This is a genomic window from Mycobacterium sp. pR1184, from assembly GCF_041287235.1.
In the GTDB taxonomy this organism is placed as follows: domain Bacteria; phylum Actinomycetota; class Actinomycetes; order Mycobacteriales; family Mycobacteriaceae; genus Mycobacterium.
The window spans coordinates 459611-475875 of sequence record NZ_JBGGKR010000003.1; the positions used below are offsets into that span (position 1 = coordinate 459611).

Genomic DNA, 16265 nt, shown 5'->3' on the forward strand with positions numbered 1-16265 from the left:
GGGCCGTTCCGGGGACGCACAACCGGGTGTAGCGTCTGCAGAGCGTGACGACACTCGACACGAGTTCGGACGGCGCGCAGCGCCAAAATCAAGAGACTGTCGAAGAATTCGCCGGACGCGTGGTGTCGTCCATTGACGACGCGAGCCTGGTAATCCTGCTGAGTATCGGACACCAGACCGGCCTGCTGGACACGATGGCCGGACTCGGTTCGGCCACCAGCGGGCAGATCGCGGACGCCGCGGGCCTCAACGAGCGTTACGTGCGGGAGTGGCTGGGCGGCATGACGACCGGACATGTCGTCGACTACGACCCGGGCAACGCAACCTACTCGCTGCCGGCCCACCGCGCGGCGGTGCTGACCCGCGCCGCCGGGCCCGACAACCTGGCGGTGGTGGCCATGTTTCTGCCGCAGCTCGGCGAAGTCGAGCAGAAAATCATCGGCTGCTTCCGCGCGGGCGGCGGGCTGCCCTATAGCGAGTTTCCACGGTTCCACGCGCTGATGGCCGAGCAGAGCGCGGCGGTGTTCGACCTCGCGCTGGTCGATGTCGTGTTGCCGTTGGCCGATGGCCTGCCGGACCGGCTGCGCTCCGGAGTCGACGTCGCCGATTTCGGCTGCGGCAGCGGTCACGCGATCAACGTGATGGCCAAGGCCTTTCCGGCGAGCCGGTTCACCGGAATCGATTTCTCCGAGCAGGCCATCGCCACAGGTACCGCCGAGGCGGCCAGCCTCGGCCTGACCAATGCGAGCTTCGAGGCGCACAACCTGGCCGATCTGGACAAGACGGAGGCCTACGACGTCATCACCGTCTTCGACGCGATCCACGATCAGGCGCAGCCGGCCCGGGTGCTGGAGAACATCCAACGCGCGCTGCGACCCGGCGGTGTGTTCCTGATGGCCGACATCAAGGCATCGAGCCGGCTCGAGGACAACGTCGACGTCCCGATGAGCACCTACCTCTATACCGTCTCGCTGATGCACTGCATGACTGTGTCGCTGGCACTGGGCGGCGCCGGACTCGGGACGGCCTGGGGCACGCAGCTGGCCACCTCGATGCTCGTGGACGCCGGGTTCGACGACGTCCGGGTGCTCGAGATCGACTCCGATCCGATCAACAACTACTACATCGCGACGAAGTGACCCGCCCGATCTGATGGCTGCTCTCGACGCGCTTGATGACTGGCCGGTGTCGGCTGCCGCCGCCGCGGTGATCGGACCGGGCGGGGTGCTGGCCAGCCACGGCGACACCGAGCGGGTGTTCACGCTGGCGTCGGTCACCAAGCCGCTGGTGGCCCGCGCCGCCCAGGTCGCTATCGAAGAGGGCGTCGTCGAGCTGGACACCCCGGCCGGCCCGCCCGGCGCGACGGTCCGGCACCTGCTGGCCCACGCGTCGGGCCTGGCGATGCTGGACGGTCGAGTACTGGCCAAGCCCGGCACCCGGCGCATGTATTCGAACTACGGCTTCGCCGTGCTGGCCGAAACCGTGGAGCGCGAGTCGGGCATCGACTTCAGCCGCTACCTCACCGAGGCGGTCTGCGAGCCGCTGAACATGGCCGCCACCCGGCTGGACGGCGGTGCGGCGGAGGCCGGCTACGGGGCGACCTCGACGGTCGCCGACCTGGCGGCGTTCGCCGGTGACCTGTTGCGTCCATCGACCGTGTCGGCCGAGATGCACGCCGAGGCGACGACCGTGCAGTTCCCGGGCCTGGACGGGGTGTTGCCCGGCTACGGCGTGCAGCGGCCCAACGATTGGGGCCTGGGTTTTGAGATTCGCGACGGCAAATCGCCGCACTGGACGGGGGCGCGCAACTCGGCGCGAACCTACGGCCATTTCGGCCAAGCGGGCGGTTTCATCTGGGTGGATCCCGACGCGGACCTGGCCCTGGTGGCGTGCACGAACCGCGATTTCGGCGACTGGGCGCTCGACTTGTGGCCGGCGCTCGCCGACGCGGTGCTGGTGCAATACATCAAATAAGCATCGAGCACTAGCGCAACACGGGTATCACAGGGCACAATAGACACGCACGAAACAAAACATCTGCTTGTCGGATCCGCCAGGTCGTTGGGGAAGACGTCCCTCGTGGAACCGAAGGAGCAGGTAAATGCGTGCGTCGAATCAATTCGCCGACGTGACGGCAGGTGTGGTGTACATCCATGCCTCGCCCGCGGCGGTATGCCCGCATGTTGAGTGGGCGTTGTCGTCGACCCTGCAGTCCAAGGCCAACCTGGTCTGGACACCGCAGCCGGCGATGCCGGGACAGCTGCGTGCTGTCACCAACTGGGTCGGTCCGGTGGGTACCGGCGCCCGGTTGGCCAACGCGCTGCGGTCCTGGTCGGTGCTGCGGTTCGAGGTCACCGAGGACCCGAGCCCCGGTGTCGACGGCCACCGCTTCTGCCACACGCCGCAACTGGGCTTGTGGAGCGGGGCGATGAGCGCCAACGGCGACATCATGGTCGGCGAGATGCGGCTGCGGTCGATGATGGCGCAGGGCGCCGACACGCTGGCCGCCGAGCTGGACTCGGTGCTGGGCACCGCGTGGGACGACGCGCTCGAGGTCTACCGCGACGGCGGCGACGCCGGCGAAGTCACCTGGCTCAGCCGGGGCGTCGGCTAAACGACCGGCGGGACGGTCGGCGGGTTCGCCGGCGCCGCCGTCACCGGCATATCGACATTGCCCTGACACGCTCCGCTGGTGATGTCGGTGTGGAAGACGCCGGTGAGCACTCCGTTGGGCCCGGGGGTGTAAGCCGTAATCGATTTCGCCGGGTCATATTCGATGGTGCCGTCGGGCAGCAGGCAGTCCCATTTCCAGGTCATCTCGCGTACCCACTGCGACCCGTTCCAGGTGAATTCGACTGTCTGCGGCATGAATTCGTTCTTGGGCGGCGGCGGGTCGTTCACCGTCGCGGTGCAGACGCCGGCCGCGCATTTCGAGGTGATCGAGACGCTGGCCCGATGGGCGTATTCGGGTTGGCGGGCCGCGATGCTGGTGCCGGCCTTCGCGTTGGCGGACAACGTCAGGATGTACTGCCCGTTCCACAGCGGGTCGGCCGCGAATGCTGTCGGGGCCGCTGCCAGCGAGCCGCCCACTGACACGGCCAGGCCGACCAGCGCCGTTGCGCGATGTCCCGACATCGTTCCTCCCAGGGCAGCAGGTATGCCCTGATGTCGCGTTTGTCGCACGAGTTGTTACATCTTGGGCCGCAGGATCTGCAGCGCTTGAGGAACCGCCGAAATCTCCGCGGGCAACGGACACGCGTAGTCGCCGTCGGCGTAGACGTTGATGCCGGGGCATTCGACGTGGACCGTCTTGGCGCGCGCCGTGGTGACCTCGTCGAGTCGCACGTGGGTTCCCTTCATCACGGTGGGGAAGAGCCGCACGAATTTCGTCCGGGATGCGGTGTGCGCCATCGTGATGTCGAGCAGGCCATCGGTGTAATCCGCATCCGGACAGATCAGCAGTCCGCCGCCGTAGCTGCGGGTATTGCCGAACGCCGCCAGCGTGATGTCGGTGTCGATCTCCTGGTTGCCGTCGAAGGTCAGACGAAACGGCAACATCCGCAGCTGGGTCAGCTCGGCGAGCATCGCGACGTAGTAGCGCAGCCGCCCGTGCGGCCAGCTCATCCGGTTGGCGCGATCGGTGACCAGGGAATCGAACCCGGCGGCCGCCACGGTGCCGAACCACTTGTCTTGGCCGTTGCCGTCCCGGATGCGGCCCAGGTCGATCGTCTGGGTCCAGCCGTCGACGATGATGTCCGCAGCGGCCTCGGGATCGTTTGTGGGGATGCCGAATTCGCGGGCATGGTCGTTGCCGGTGCCCGCCGGGATGATGCCCAGCGGAATGTCGGTGCCCGCCAACACTTGCAGCGCGTTGGAGATGACGCCGTCGCCACCGGTGGCCACCAGCGCGTCGGTGCCGCGTTCGATCGCCGCCGCGGCCAAATAACGGGCGTCTTGGGCGTCGTCGCCGATGATCTCGTTGACTTCGACACCGCGGGCGTGCAGTCGCGCGATGGCGACCTCGGCGACGTGTACGGCGGTGCCATGCCCCGACAGGGGATTGGTCAGCGCGGTCACCTTGCCGATCTCGCGGCGGGCAATCACGGAATCAGCTTGCCGGGATTGAGGATTCCCGCCGGATCCAGTGTGGCCTTGACCGCGCGCAACACCTGCACGCCGAGCTCGCCCACCTCGTCGCGCATCCAGGGCCGGTGATCGGCACCGACCGCGTGGTGATGGGTGATGGTGCCGCCGGCGGCGATGATCGCGTCCGACGCGGCCTTTTTGGCGGCCTGCCACTGCTCGATCGGATTGCCTCGCTGCCCGGCGACGACGGTGAAGTACAGCGATGCGCCGGTGGGGTACACGTGCGAAATGTGGCACATCACCAGCGCCGGTGTCCCGGTTTCTGCCAACGCGGTGGTCAGTGCCTCGGTGACGGTGCCCTTGAGGGTGGCAATGTTGGACCAGTCGGTGGCGGTCTCGAGCGTCTCACACAGCGCGCCCGCGGCCAGTAGCGAGTCGCGCAGATACGGCGCGCCGAACCGGCCGCGCTCCCACGCTTGGGCGGGACCCTCGCCCAGCGACGTGCCGCCCTTTGCCGCCAGCAATTCGCGGGTTTCGGCATGCCGGCTCTCGACGTGTTCCTTGGTGCCCTCGAAGACCGTGATGCCAAGGCAGCCGCCGGTGATCTGGTTCTCGCCGATCGACTCGGTGGTGGCCAGGTTGACGCCGGTCTCGGCCTCGTCGGAAAGCCGAATCACGGTGGGGCCGGTCGTGTTTTGGGTGACCGCCCGCAACGCGGCCGCTCCCGTCGCGAAGTCGGGGAACGACCAGGCCTCGTAGCTGACGGCCTCCGGTACCGGATGTACCCGCAGCCGCACCTGGGTGATCACGCCGAAGGTGCCCTCCGACCCGATCAGCAGCTGACGCAGGTCGGGCCCGGCCGCCGACTCCGGTCCGCGGCCCAGGTCCAGCGTTCCGGCCGGGGTGATCACCCGTAGCCCGCGCACCATGTCGTTGAACCGGCCGTAGCCGGCCGAGTCCTGACCCGAGGAGCGGGTCGCCGCAAAGCCGCCGATGGTGGCGAATTGGAAGCTCTGCGGGAAGTGTCCCAGTGAGAAGCCGCGTTCACCGAGCAGGCGTTCGGCGTCGGGGCCGGTGAGGCCCGCACCGAGGACGGCCTGCCCGGACTCCTCGTCGAGTGAGATGAGCTCGTCGAAGCGGCGCAGGTCGAGCGAGATCACGGCGGTGAAGTCGCCGCGGACCGGGTCGAGGCCGCCGACCACGCTGGTGCCGCCGCCGAACGGGACCACGGCGATGCCGTGCTCGGAGCAGTAGCGCAGGATTTTCAGGACGGCGTCGTCGTCAGCGGGTAGCAGGATGGCGTCGGGCGCGTCTTGTGCCGCGGTCTTGCGCTTCAGCAGATCGAGGGTGGACTTGCCGCCGGCGTGCAGCAGCCGATCGCGGTCGTCGGTGCGGCAATACTCGGCGCCGACGATCCCGGCGAGCGCGTCCTTGTCGGCCTGTGCCAGCGCGGACGGTCGCAGCTGCACCTGCTCAGGCGTGAGTTCTTCGCCCGTCGAATCTTGCAGGCCGACAGCCTGTTTCAGCAGTGACCGAATGCCGTCCGAGAGTGGTTTGGCGCTAGCGGGATCTCCCCACGCGTTCCATTTCATCGGCGGGAGGAGTCGCTCGGTCCCAAGATCATGCGTCATGCGTTACAGTATTACATATGCTGTCAATCAGTAACGCAGGTTTGGATGTGGCCGACCGGATCCTCGCGGCGGCCGCCAGCTGTGTGGTCGATTTCGGGGTCGACCGGGTGACCCTCGCCGAGATCGCCCGGCGCGCGGGGGTGAGCCGGCCGACGGTGTACCGACGCTGGCCGGACACGCCCGCGATCGTCGCCGCGCTGCTGACCCAACGGATCACCGGTGTGATGCACGAAGCGCCGCTGCTGGGAGAAGACCGGGAATCGCTTGTGCGCCAGATTGTTTCGGTGGCCAATCTGCTGCGCCGCGACGAGCTGATCATGTCGGTGATGCACTCGCACCTGGCACCGATCTACATCACCGAACGGCTCGGCGAAAGCCAGCAGATGCTGATCGGCGCGCTCGCCGACCGGTTGCGGGTCGCCCAGCGCCACGGCAGCGTGCGCCCCGGCGATCCGCTGCAAATGGCCACCATGGTGTTACTGATCGCGCAGTCGACGATTCAGTCCGAGCGGATCGTGCGTCCGATTCTGGATGCCGAGGCGCTGACCGTCGAACTCACACATTCGCTGAACGGATACCTGTCCTGATGACCGATGTGAATGGCGCACGATTGACTGCCGCCCGTCGTACCGCCGATTTGAACGCGCTGGCCGACGGCGCGCCGCTGGACGTGCTGGTGATCGGCGGCGGGATCACCGGGGCCGGGATCGCGCTGGACGCCGCGTCGCGCGGGCTGCGCGTGGCGCTGGTGGACAAGCACGATCTGGCATTCGGCACCAGCCGCTGGAGCTCGAAGCTGGTCCATGGTGGTCTGCGCTACCTGGCGACGGGCAATGTGGGCATCGCTCGTCGCAGCGCCATCGAACGCGGAATCCTGATGCGGCACAACGCCCCTCATCTCGTGCACGCGATGCCGCAATTGGTTCCGCTGCTGCCGTCGATGAGTCACTCCAAGCGTGCGCTGGTGCGCGCGGGATTCCTGGCCGGCGACGCGTTGCGTGTGCTGGCGGGAACGCCGTCGTCGACGCTGCCTCGCTCGCGCCGGGTGTCCGCCCAGCGGGCGATGGAGATGGCGCCCACGGTGCGTCGCGACGGCCTGGACGGCGGACTGCTGGCCTATGACGGGCAGTTGATCGACGACGCGCGCCTGGTCACCGCGGTGGCCCGCACCGCGGCCCAGCACGGCGCCCGGATCCTCACCTACGTCGCGGCATCCCAGGCCACCGGCACGTCGGCGCGGCTGACCGACCAGCGCAGCGGCCAGTCGTTCGACGTGTCCGCGCGCGCGGTGATCAACGCTGCCGGGGTGTGGGCGGCCGACATCGACGGCTCACTGCGGCTGCGGCCCAGCCGCGGCACACATTTGGTCTTCGACGCCGGCGCTTTCGGGAATCCGACTGCGGCACTGACGATTCCGATTCCCGGCGAGCTCAACCGCTTCGTGTTCGCGATGCCCGAGCAACTGGGCCGCGTTTACCTCGGGCTCACCGACGAGGCCGCGCCGGGCCCGATTCCGGATGTGCCCGAGCCGTCTGCTGGCGAGGTCGAATTCCTGCTGAACACGGTCAACACCGCCTTGGGTACCGCGCTGCAGGCCGCCGACGTGATCGGGGCGTACGCCGGCCTGCGACCGCTGATCGACACGGGTCAGGGCCGCACCGCCGACGTGTCGCGCGAGCACGCCGTCGTCGAGTCGCCCGCCGGGGTGATCAGCGTGATCGGCGGCAAGCTGACCGAATACCGCTTCATGGCCCAGGACGTCCTGGACCGCGCTGTGCGCCTGCGGCGGCTAGCGGCCGCCAACTGCCGGACCCACCGGCTGCCGCTGATCGGGGCACCTTCCAACCCCGGGCCGGTGGCCGGTTCGCCGGCCGCACTGCCCGCCTCGCTGATCGCCCGCTACGGCGCCGAGGCGCCGGCCGTCGTCGCGACCGCCACCTGCGCGCGCCCCACCGAGCCCGTCGCCGAGGGCATCGACGTAACCCGCGCGGAGTTCGAATACGCCGTCACCCACGAGTGCGCGCTCGACGTCGACGACATCCTCGATCGCCGAACCCGGATCGGCCTGGTGCCCCGCGATCGCGAGCGGGTAGTGGCCGAGGCGGCCGAGTTCCTGGCGGGGGTCGCCGGAAACTAGCCGCGTTTTCAAATATGACATGAGCTATCATTTTATAGTGACTGCCATATTGCGCGTCCCAGTCTTGATTGTCGGCGCCGGTGCCGCCGGGCTCGCCACGTCCGCGCTGCTCGCCCAGCACGGTGTTCGGTCGCTGCTGGTCGAAAAGCGCGGCGAGGTGTTCATCTATCCCAAAGCCCGCAACCTCAGCTTCCGCAGCCTGGAGATCCTTCGCGGCCTCGGCCTGAGCGACCAGGTTCACGCGATCGGCGAACACGAGCCGGTCGTGGTGACCAAACCGACCCTCAACAGCACGACGGAAGAACCCGCGATCGACTTCGAGGCGATGTTCGCCGGCCTGGACGGGTTGAGTCCCGAGCCGGCCCTGCAGTACTGCCCGCAGAGCAGGTCCGAGCCCATGCTGCTGGCGGCAACGCGCCGCCGCGGCAGCGAGGTTCGCTACGGCACCGAGCTGCTGTCGTTCGAATCGGACGAGACCGGGGTCAGCGCCGTCATTGGCGACCGGGGTTCACAAGAGACGCAGACGGTCCGGGCCGACTATCTCGTCGGCGCAGACGGAGTGCACAGTCCCGTGCGCACAGCGCTGGGCATCGCGACCTCCGGTTACGGCGCGCTGCCGATCTTCGTGGTTTTCATGTATTTTCGCGCACCCTGGCGCAAGTTCATCGGACACATCGGCGAGGGCGGCGGCGTGCAGGTCAAAAATGCTGACGTACAAGGCATTTTCATTGCCGCCGACGACGACCTCGGGATGTTCATCACCACCTATTTCCCCGACAAGGGCGAAACCGCGGACCAGTTCACGCCGCAGCGGTGCCGCGAGATGCTCACCCAAGCGATCGGCGAGCAGATGGACATCGACATCATCGAGATTGCGGCGTGGCAGCCGTACGAGCAGGTGGCTAACCAATTCGCTTGTGGGCGAATCTTTCTCGTCGGAGATGCGGCGCACACCATGCCGCCGTTCAAAGCCGGGGGAGCCAACACCGCGATCCAAAGCGCACACAATCTGGCCTGGAAGCTGGCCGCGGTGCTGCACGGGACGGCCGGGCCGGCGCTGCTGGACACCTACCAGGCCGAACGGCATCCGGTGGGGCAGTTCGCCGCCCGTCAATCGCTTTCCGGCCCAACGATTTCCTTGCTCCGGCTCGAAGACGACCGGCCGATGCTGCCGCCGGACGAAGAGTGTTCGATGTTCGCGTTGCTGGTGGGCTACCGCTACCACTCGGCCGCGATCGTCACCGACGATGCCTCTAAGGGCGAGTTGGTGGAGCAGTTGCGCGGTCAGCCGGGGACCCGGGTGCCGCACGTGTGGGTGCGCAACGGGGTCTCGACGCTGGACCTGATCGGCGGCGAGTTCACCATGCTCAGCGGCGACGAGCGATGGTGTGCCGCCGCGGCTTCGGCGTCGATCGCCGCCCATCGCATCGACGGCGACGAGTGGGCCGCGGCGACCGGACTCTCGCCGGACGGCGCGTTGCTGATCCGGCCGGACGACTTCGTCGGCTGGCGCGCCGAGAAACTGCCCGCCAACCCGGAAGGCGAACTACGCCAAGCGCTTTCGGCGATACTACGTCGCGAACGCTGAGAAATTACAGCGGGATGTTCTTGTGGCGACCGCGGCGCGCGGGGGCTTCGGCCAGCGCCTCGCAGAGCCTGCTGCGGGTGTGCGCCGGGTCGATCTTCTCGTCGACCACCCCGATCTCGATGGCGCTGTCGACGCCGCCGGCGATCCGCTCGTGCTCGGCGGCCAGCTCGTCGTGCAGCGCTTCGCGCTCGTGGTCCGGCGCGGCGGCCAGCTTGCGCTTGTGCAGAATCCCGACCGCGGCCTTGGCGCCCATCACCGCGACCTCGGCGTCCGGCCACGCGAACACCTTGGTGGCATTCAGCGAGCGGGAGTTCATCGCGATGTAGGCCCCGCCGTACGTCTTTCGGGTGACCAGCGTGACGCGGGGAACGGTAGCCTCGCCGAACGCGTGCAGCAGCTTCGCGCCGCGGCGCACCACGCCGCCCCACTCCTGGTCCACACCCGGCAAGTAGCCGGGCACGTCGACGACCACGATCAGCGGAATCCCGAACGCGTCGCACAGGCGCACGAAACGCGCTGCCTTCTCGGCACTTTCGGAATTCAGGCAACCGCCCAGCCGCAGCGGGTTGTTGGCCAGCACGCCGACCGTCCGTCCCGACAACCGGCCCAGGCCGACCACCATCGACGGCGCCCAGTTGGCCTGGAACTCGTCGAACGGCGTCTCGTCGTCCAGGATCGCGGTGACGATCGGGTGCACGTCGTAGGCGCGTCGCGAGGATTCGGGCAGCAGTGCATGAATGTCGGTGTCACCGGCCTCGGCCTTGGTGCGGTCGAAATGTCCTTGCTGGCAGAACAATCCGACCAGCCGACGGCCACGCGCGTAGGCGTCGAGCTCGTCGTCGGCGACGATGTGGCACACTCCGGACTTCTTGTGGTGGGTCTCCGGACCTCCCAGCGAGCACATGTCCACGTTCTCGCCGGTGACACTGCGCACCACGTCGGGGCCGGTGACGAACACCCGGCTCTCCGGCGCCATCACGATGACATCGGTCAGCGCCGGCCCGTAGGCGGCACCACCGGCGGCGAAGCCGACGACCACCGAGATCTGCGGGATGTAGCCCGACGCCCGGATCATGGCCTCGAACACCAGGCCCACCGCGTGCAGCGCCTTGACGCCCTCGGCCAGCCGGGCACCGCCGGAGTGCCAGATGCCGACGATCGGGCTCTGCTCCTCGATGGCGGTGTCGTAGGCGTTGACGATGTGCTGGCATCCCTCGATGCCCATCGCGCCGCCCATCACGGTCCCGTCCGTGCAGAACGCGATCGTGCGCACGCCGTTGACGGTGCCCGCCGCGGCGAGCACACCCGAGCGGTCACGCTCGTGCAGCAGCTCGACGCTGCCGTCGTCGAAGAAGTTGCTCAGACGCAGCAACGGGTCTCGGGGGTCGAGCGACTCGCCGACCGCCTCGGGGGCCATGAGTGTCATCGCAAATCTCCTGTTTCCGGTGAGCTCGGGGTCCAATACCGCTGGGTTCTAATACCGTCCAAAGGTGATCGCCACGTTGTGACCGCCGAATCCGAACGAGTTGTTGATCGCGTACCGGTAGTTGCCCGGCCGCGGCTTACCCGCCACCACGTCCAAATCGATTTCTGGATCAAGGTTTTCCAAATTCAGTGTCGGCGGGATTACCTGCTCCCGCAACGCGAGGACCGTCAAGATCGATTCCAACGCACCGACCGCACCCACCGAGTGACCCAGTGCCGCCTTGGGCGCGTAGATCGCGGGGTGGTTGCCGCCCAGGGCCCGGTTGATGGCCTTGCTTTCGGCGAGGTCTCCGACCTGGGTGCCGGTGGCGTGGGCGTTGATGTGGTCGATTTCGGCCGGGGTGATGCCCGCGAGCTGGATCGCCCGCTGCATCGCGTGCGCGGCACGCTCCCCGTTGGGATCCGGTGCCACCATGTGGAACCCGTCCGAGGTGACGCTCGCACCCATGATGCGGGCCAAGATGTTGGCGCCGCGAGCCTTCGCGTGCTCCTCGGTCTCGATGACCATCAGCGCGCCGGCCTCGCCGAACACGAAGCCGTTGCGGTCCTTGTCGAACGGGCGGCACGCGCCGGCGGGGTTGTCGTTGGTCGTCGACATCACGACGCGCATCGCGGCGAACGCCGCGATTGGCACCGCCTCGATCTGGGTCTCGACGCCACCGCAGATCGCGATGTCGGCCTCGCCGAGCACGATCTGCTGCCACGCCCGGGCGATGCCCTCGTTACCGGACGCGCACGCCGAAACCGGCGTCATCACACCGGCTTTGGCTTGTCGTTCCAGACCGACCGCGGCGGCCGCACCGTTGGGCATGTACTTCTGCACGCCCAACGGGGAGACCGCTTTCATGCCACGCTGGCGCATGTCGTCGTAGCTGAACACCAATTCCTCGGACGAGCCGAGGCCGGTGCCGATCGACACCGCCAACCGGTTGGTGTCGACCTCCGGCGAACCGGCGTTCTCCCACACGCGGCGGCCCAGGATGGTCGACATTCTCTGCAGATAACCGGTGCGACGCAGCTCGATACGCGTGAGCTGACTGTCGAACTCCTCCACGAGGTGCCCGCCGATGCGAACGGGCAGGTTGTACTCCTCAACGAACGGGTCGGTGAGGGTGCGGATTCCACTCTGGCCGTCTAGCAACAACTTCCAGGTGTCTTCCACGTCGGGTGCCAAGGCGGTCGTCGCGGCGATGCCGGTGACGACCACGTTGGGGAAAGCTTTCCCCGTAACCAGCTCTGTCATGGGAGTGGCGAACGTTCCTCTCGTGCTCAGTAACGCCCGAAGGCGAGGGCCACGTTGTGGCCGCCGAACCCGAATGAGTTGTTGATCGCGTAACGGAAATCGCCGGTGCGAGGTTCGCCCGCGACGACATCCAACGAAATCTCGGGATCGGGGGTTTCGTAGTTGAGGGTTGGCGGGATGACGCCATCCCGCAGGGTTAGCACTGTCAGCACCGACTCGAGCGCCCCGACTGCGCCGATAGAGTGCCCCAACGCCGATTTCGGCGCATACACGGCGGCCCGCTCGCATCCGGCAACCCGGATGGCATTGGCCTCTGCGGTGTCGCCGATCGGCGTCGCCGTCCCGTGTGCGTTCACGTGGTCGATTTCCTTGGCGGACACGCCCGCCAGTTCCAGCGACCGGGTCATCGCGCGACCGGCGCGCACGCCGTCCGCCGCGGGCGCCACCATGTGGAAAGCGTCCGAGGTGATGCCGGCGCCCATCAGCCGGGCCAGCGGCTTGGCGCCGCGGGCCTTGGCGTGCTCTTCGGTCTCGATGAGCATCAGGGCTCCGGCCTCGCCGAACACGAAGCCGTCGCGGTCCTTGTCGAACGGCCGCGACGCGCGCTCGGGCTCGTCGTTGCGAGTCGACATGGCCCGCATCATCGAGAACGCCGCGATGGGCAGCGCCTCGATCGGTCCCTCGACACCGCCGCAGACGGCGACCTCCGCGTCACCCATGACGATCTGGCGCCAGGCGTGCGCGATCGCCTCGGAGCCCGACGAACACGCCGACACCGGGGTGATCACCCCGGCCCGCGCGCCGAGCTCCAGACCGACGACGGCAGCGGCGCCGTTGGGCATGATCATCTGAACGGCGAGCGGCGACACCTTGCGGGGGCCGCCCTCGTTCATCAGGTCATAGCTCTCGACGATCCGCTCGGCGCCGCCCAGACCGGTGCCAACGACGACGCTGAACCGGTCCGGATCGAGTTCCGGGTTGCCCGCCGACTCCCACAGCTGGCCGGACAGATATTTGGCCAGGCGCTGGACATACGACATACGGCGCAGGTCCAGCCGTCCCATGTGGTTGTCGATCGGCTCCTTGAGGTGCCCACCGATCTTGACGGGCAGATCCCATTTGTCGACAAATTCGTCTTCGAGGACGCGGATGCCGCTTTCGCCTGCCAGCAAGCCCTTCCACGTGCTCTCGATGTCCGGCGCGATCGACGTCGTCGCCGCGACAGCGGTTACCACAACACTGGGGTAACCGCCGTTAGCAGTGGAAGGCTTGGTCACTTGCTGTCCGCTTCCAGCCTCGACTGGACGTTGGCAGCCGCCTCGGGGTTCTCCGACACGATCTTGGCGCGCAGCGCCTCGGCAGCCTCGGGGTTCTCCTCTTCCAGCTTCTGGATGTAGGAGACGACGTCACCGACGGTACGCAGACCGGCCAGGTCCTCGTCCGGGATCTTCACGCCGTACTTGTCCTCGGTCTGCACGGCGATCTCAACCATCGACAGCGAGTCGATGTCCAGGTCGTCGACGAAAGACTTCTCCGGGGTGACCTCAGAGGGCTCAATACCGGTGACCTCTTCGATGATCTCGGCGATACCGGCGATGATTTCTTCCTGCGAAACGGCCACAGCCTTTACTTCCCTTCGTAATGTGTTGTGTTGCAATCGGTTTGATGTGATTTTATGCGGTTGTCCTGGCCGCGGCTGTTGTCAGATCTCAGCCAGCGCGTCCAGGTCTGCGGGTGACTTGACGGCACGGACCGTTACCCCCCGAAGTTCACGCTTGGCGATGCCGGCGAGTGTGCCCGCGGGCGGGAACTCCACAATCGCTTTGACATCGCGCTCGGCCAGCGTTGCGGTGCACAGGTCCCACCGCACCGGCTGGATCAGTTGAGCGACCAGCGTTTCCATCGCCACCGCCGCCGAAGCGACCGGCTTTCCGTCGCGGTTGGACAGCAGCGTGGCAGTGGGCTCGGCGGTCGCGATGGCGGCCGCCGCGGCGGCGTAGCCCTCCATAGCGGACGCCATGTACTTGGTGTGGAACGCTCCGGCCACGCCGAGCGCGCGCACCCGGGCCTTGGCCGGCGGGTCTTCGGCGAGCTTTTCCAGCGCGGTCAGCGGACCGGCGGCGACAATCTGGCCGGCGGCGTTGCGGTTCGCGGGGAACAGGTCCAGCTGCTCGAGGCGGGCCAGGACTTCGGCCTCGTCCCCGCCCAGCACCGCGGACATGCCGGTCGGCTCGGCGGCGCACGCCTTGGCCATCTCGGCGCCACGGGTGGCGGCCAGGGCGACGGCGTCATCGGCGGCCATTACACCGGCGATGGCGTAGGCCGCGATCTCGCCGACCGAGTGACCGGCCACGATGAAGTCTTCACCGGCAAGCACACCGCGCTTGGTCAGCTCCTGGTGTGCGAGCAGGGTGGCCGCGACGACCAGTGGCTGAGTGACCGACGTGTCGGTGATCTCTTCGTTCGATGCGGTGGTGCCGAGTCGAACCAGGTCCAGGCCGCTGGCCTTCGACCACAGAGTCATCTGCTCGGTCGCCCCCGGCAATTCCAGCCATGGCGAGAGCATTCCCTCTGTCTGCGAGCCCTGTCCGGGCGCGAGTAATGCAATCACGTGTCTAAGAGAACACTGTGGAAACGGTTTTGGCGGGTGTAACAGATTATGAACCTCGTCTTAGGTTTTTGTAGATACTCCACAAAACCGCTCGACAAGCTACGTATTCGATACCGTGCCGCGACCTGTTGCCTGAGTCACTATCGCACGGATGACGCCGCAGAACCCCCTCTGACCGGCAGCGGAACCGCCGTTACCGCACTGTTACCAACACCAGAGGGGTTGGTGGGGTAGTTGAGTTGGCCGACCGTCGCGGCCACTCGCAACACGTACGCGTCGCGTGGCTGAGTCGGATCGCGCCCGGTGAAGTCGGTGATGCGCTTGAGCCGGTAGCGCACGGTGTTTGGATGAACGAACAACTTGCGCGCGCAGGCCTCGATCGCGCCGCCGCAATCTAAGTAAGCGTCAAGAGTTTCAATAAGAGTGGGACCGGCGTCGGCTAGGGGTCCCATCACGTCGGTGTGCAACGCGACGATGGCCGAGGCGTCTCCCATCAGGGCACGTTCCGGCAGCAGCTCCCGGGCGTGCACGGGCCGCGGCGCACCGGCCCAGCCGGGGGCGGCGTTCATCCCGGAGATCGCCTCGCTGGCACTGTGATAGGCCGCGGTCAGCATTGGTGCGGTGGGCCCGATGACCACCGGGCCTTCGGCGAATGCGCGCATCAGATCGCCCAGGAACTTGTCGGTCGGCGATAGCTGCCCCGACACGATGGCCACCAGCCAGGTGCCGTGCACGTCGGTCAGGGCAGCGCGGCCGTGCTGCGCGGCGGTGTCGCGGACGATTTGGCTGGCCCGCTCGCTGGCGACCTCGCCGTCGGTGTTGTCGCGGCTGGGGGCGGGCGTGCCGACCACAACCGTCGCCGGCGCGGTGGTGTCCCAGTTCAGCGCGGCGGCGCGGGACAGCAACTCGGGGCCGGTGTCGCCGCGCACCACCGCGTCGACGACGCTGGCCTCCATCCGGCTGTCCCAGCTGCCCCGCGCCTCGGCCGCGTCCGCGTAGGCCGAGGCGAAGCTGAACGCCAGGTCGCGGCTGTACTTCAAAATGCCCACCGTCAGGGCGGTCAGTTGCTCCTCGGAGCGGGCCAGTAGTGGCACGACTTCCTCGAAGAACTCCATCGTCACCTGCACCATGTCCACGCTGTGGCGCAAAGCGATGCGGCGGGTGAGCTCCTGGGGCACCAGTTCGAAGGCCTGCGCGGTGTAGCTGACGTTGCTGTGTGGGTCCTTCATCCATTCGACGAAGTTCACGACTGCGGTCTGCACCACCAACGCCACGCTGGCCCGCTGGGACGCTTCCAGCTCGGCGAAGAACGGCAACCGCTCGCCCATCGCCGTGACCGCTTCGGTGGCCAGCCGCCCGGAGTACTGCTTGAGCCGTCGCAGCACGGAGTCCGGGACGGTGTCCAAGGTTTCGAGTGGAGACCTCGGATGCTTCGCGAACGGGCCGGCGAAGGGGTTGTCATTCACCCCTAAAACCTACGCCGA

Annotated in this window: 15 protein-coding genes; 6 read left to right on the top strand and 9 right to left on the bottom strand. The window is 67.5% G+C overall.

Annotation, left to right across the window (positions count from 1 at the left end; translation table 11 throughout):
• The first annotated feature begins 44 nt into the window (after window positions 1-44).
• The 3 genes from ACAG21_RS07935 (at window position 45) to ACAG21_RS07945 (ending at window position 2614) form a co-directional block, all read left to right on the top strand.
• Window positions 45-1139 carry a class I SAM-dependent methyltransferase gene (locus ACAG21_RS07935; RefSeq protein ID WP_370495401.1) on the top strand — a complete coding sequence of 365 codons (1095 nt, stop codon included), beginning with the start codon at window positions 45-47 and terminating at the stop codon, window positions 1137-1139.
• 13 nt (window positions 1140-1152) lie between these two features.
• A complete protein-coding gene (locus ACAG21_RS07940) occupies window positions 1153-1974 on the top strand; it encodes a serine hydrolase domain-containing protein (RefSeq protein WP_370495402.1) in 822 nt (273 codons plus the stop codon).
• 127 nt (window positions 1975-2101) lie between these two features.
• Complete coding sequence (locus ACAG21_RS07945) at window positions 2102-2614, top strand: DUF3145 domain-containing protein (RefSeq protein WP_370495403.1); 513 nt, start codon at window positions 2102-2104, stop codon at window positions 2612-2614.
• Here ACAG21_RS07945 and ACAG21_RS07950 read toward each other — a convergent pair.
• From ACAG21_RS07950 to ACAG21_RS07960, 3 genes are read right to left on the bottom strand one after another with little or no spacing between them, the layout of a single operon-like run.
• Complete coding sequence (locus ACAG21_RS07950) at window positions 2611-3135, bottom strand: hypothetical protein (protein WP_370495404.1); 525 nt, start codon at window positions 3133-3135, stop codon at window positions 2611-2613. The genes ACAG21_RS07945 and ACAG21_RS07950 overlap by 4 nt on opposite strands.
• A 54-nt stretch (window positions 3136-3189) precedes the next feature.
• A complete protein-coding gene (locus ACAG21_RS07955) occupies window positions 3190-4101 on the bottom strand; it encodes a diacylglycerol kinase (RefSeq protein ID WP_370495499.1) in 912 nt (303 codons plus the stop codon).
• Window positions 4101-5678: an FAD-binding oxidoreductase gene (locus tag ACAG21_RS07960; protein WP_370495500.1), complete on the bottom strand. Its 1578-nt coding sequence runs from the start codon at window positions 5676-5678 to the stop codon at window positions 4101-4103. Before ACAG21_RS07960 ends, ACAG21_RS07955 begins: the two co-directional genes overlap by 1 nt.
• 56 nt (window positions 5679-5734) lie before the next feature.
• Between ACAG21_RS07960 and ACAG21_RS07965 the strand changes: the two genes are divergently transcribed.
• The 3 genes from ACAG21_RS07965 to ACAG21_RS07975 are packed head-to-tail and all read left to right on the top strand — an operon-like array spanning window position 5735 to window position 9442.
• On the top strand, window positions 5735-6304 hold the full coding sequence (locus tag ACAG21_RS07965; RefSeq protein ID WP_370495405.1) for a TetR/AcrR family transcriptional regulator: 570 nt from the start codon (window positions 5735-5737) through the stop codon (window positions 6302-6304).
• Window positions 6304-7854 (top strand): glycerol-3-phosphate dehydrogenase/oxidase, encoded by a 1551-nt coding sequence (locus ACAG21_RS07970; protein ID WP_370495406.1) that lies wholly within the window; start codon window positions 6304-6306, stop codon window positions 7852-7854. The genes ACAG21_RS07965 and ACAG21_RS07970 overlap by 1 nt, the downstream gene beginning before the upstream one ends.
• A 37-nt stretch (window positions 7855-7891) precedes the next feature.
• A complete protein-coding gene (locus ACAG21_RS07975; protein WP_370495407.1) occupies window positions 7892-9442 on the top strand; it encodes an FAD-dependent monooxygenase in 1551 nt (516 codons plus the stop codon).
• 4 nt (window positions 9443-9446) lie between these two features.
• Here the strand turns inward: ACAG21_RS07975 and ACAG21_RS07980 are convergent, their stop codons facing one another.
• The 6 genes from ACAG21_RS07980 to ACAG21_RS08005 all read right to left on the bottom strand — a co-directional run bounded on the left by ACAG21_RS07980 (window position 9447) and on the right by ACAG21_RS08005 (window position 16247).
• The gene (locus ACAG21_RS07980) at window positions 9447-10868 is read right to left on the bottom strand and encodes an acyl-CoA carboxylase subunit beta (RefSeq protein WP_370495408.1); all 1422 of its coding nucleotides are present in this window, start codon (window positions 10866-10868) and stop codon (window positions 9447-9449) included.
• Window positions 10869-10916: 48 nt separating this feature from the next.
• Window positions 10917-12170 (bottom strand): 3-oxoacyl-ACP synthase KasB, encoded by a 1254-nt coding sequence (gene kasB / locus ACAG21_RS07985; protein WP_370495409.1) that lies wholly within the window; start codon window positions 12168-12170, stop codon window positions 10917-10919.
• Between the two features lie 26 nt (window positions 12171-12196).
• On the bottom strand, window positions 12197-13447 hold the full coding sequence (kasA, locus tag ACAG21_RS07990) for a 3-oxoacyl-ACP synthase KasA (RefSeq protein ID WP_370495410.1): 1251 nt from the start codon (window positions 13445-13447) through the stop codon (window positions 12197-12199).
• Entirely contained in the window at window positions 13444-13791 is a 348-nt protein-coding gene (gene acpM / locus ACAG21_RS07995; RefSeq protein WP_096288769.1) for a meromycolate extension acyl carrier protein AcpM, read from the bottom strand. Before acpM ends, kasA begins: the two co-directional genes overlap by 4 nt.
• Window positions 13792-13872: 81 nt before the next feature.
• Window positions 13873-14781, bottom strand: a complete 909-nt coding sequence (locus ACAG21_RS08000) for an ACP S-malonyltransferase (protein WP_370495411.1) — start codon at window positions 14779-14781, stop codon at window positions 13873-13875.
• 140 nt (window positions 14782-14921) lie between these two features.
• Window positions 14922-16247, bottom strand: a complete 1326-nt coding sequence (locus ACAG21_RS08005; protein ID WP_370495413.1) for a PucR family transcriptional regulator — start codon at window positions 16245-16247, stop codon at window positions 14922-14924.
• Between the last annotated feature and the right edge of the window lie 18 nt (window positions 16248-16265).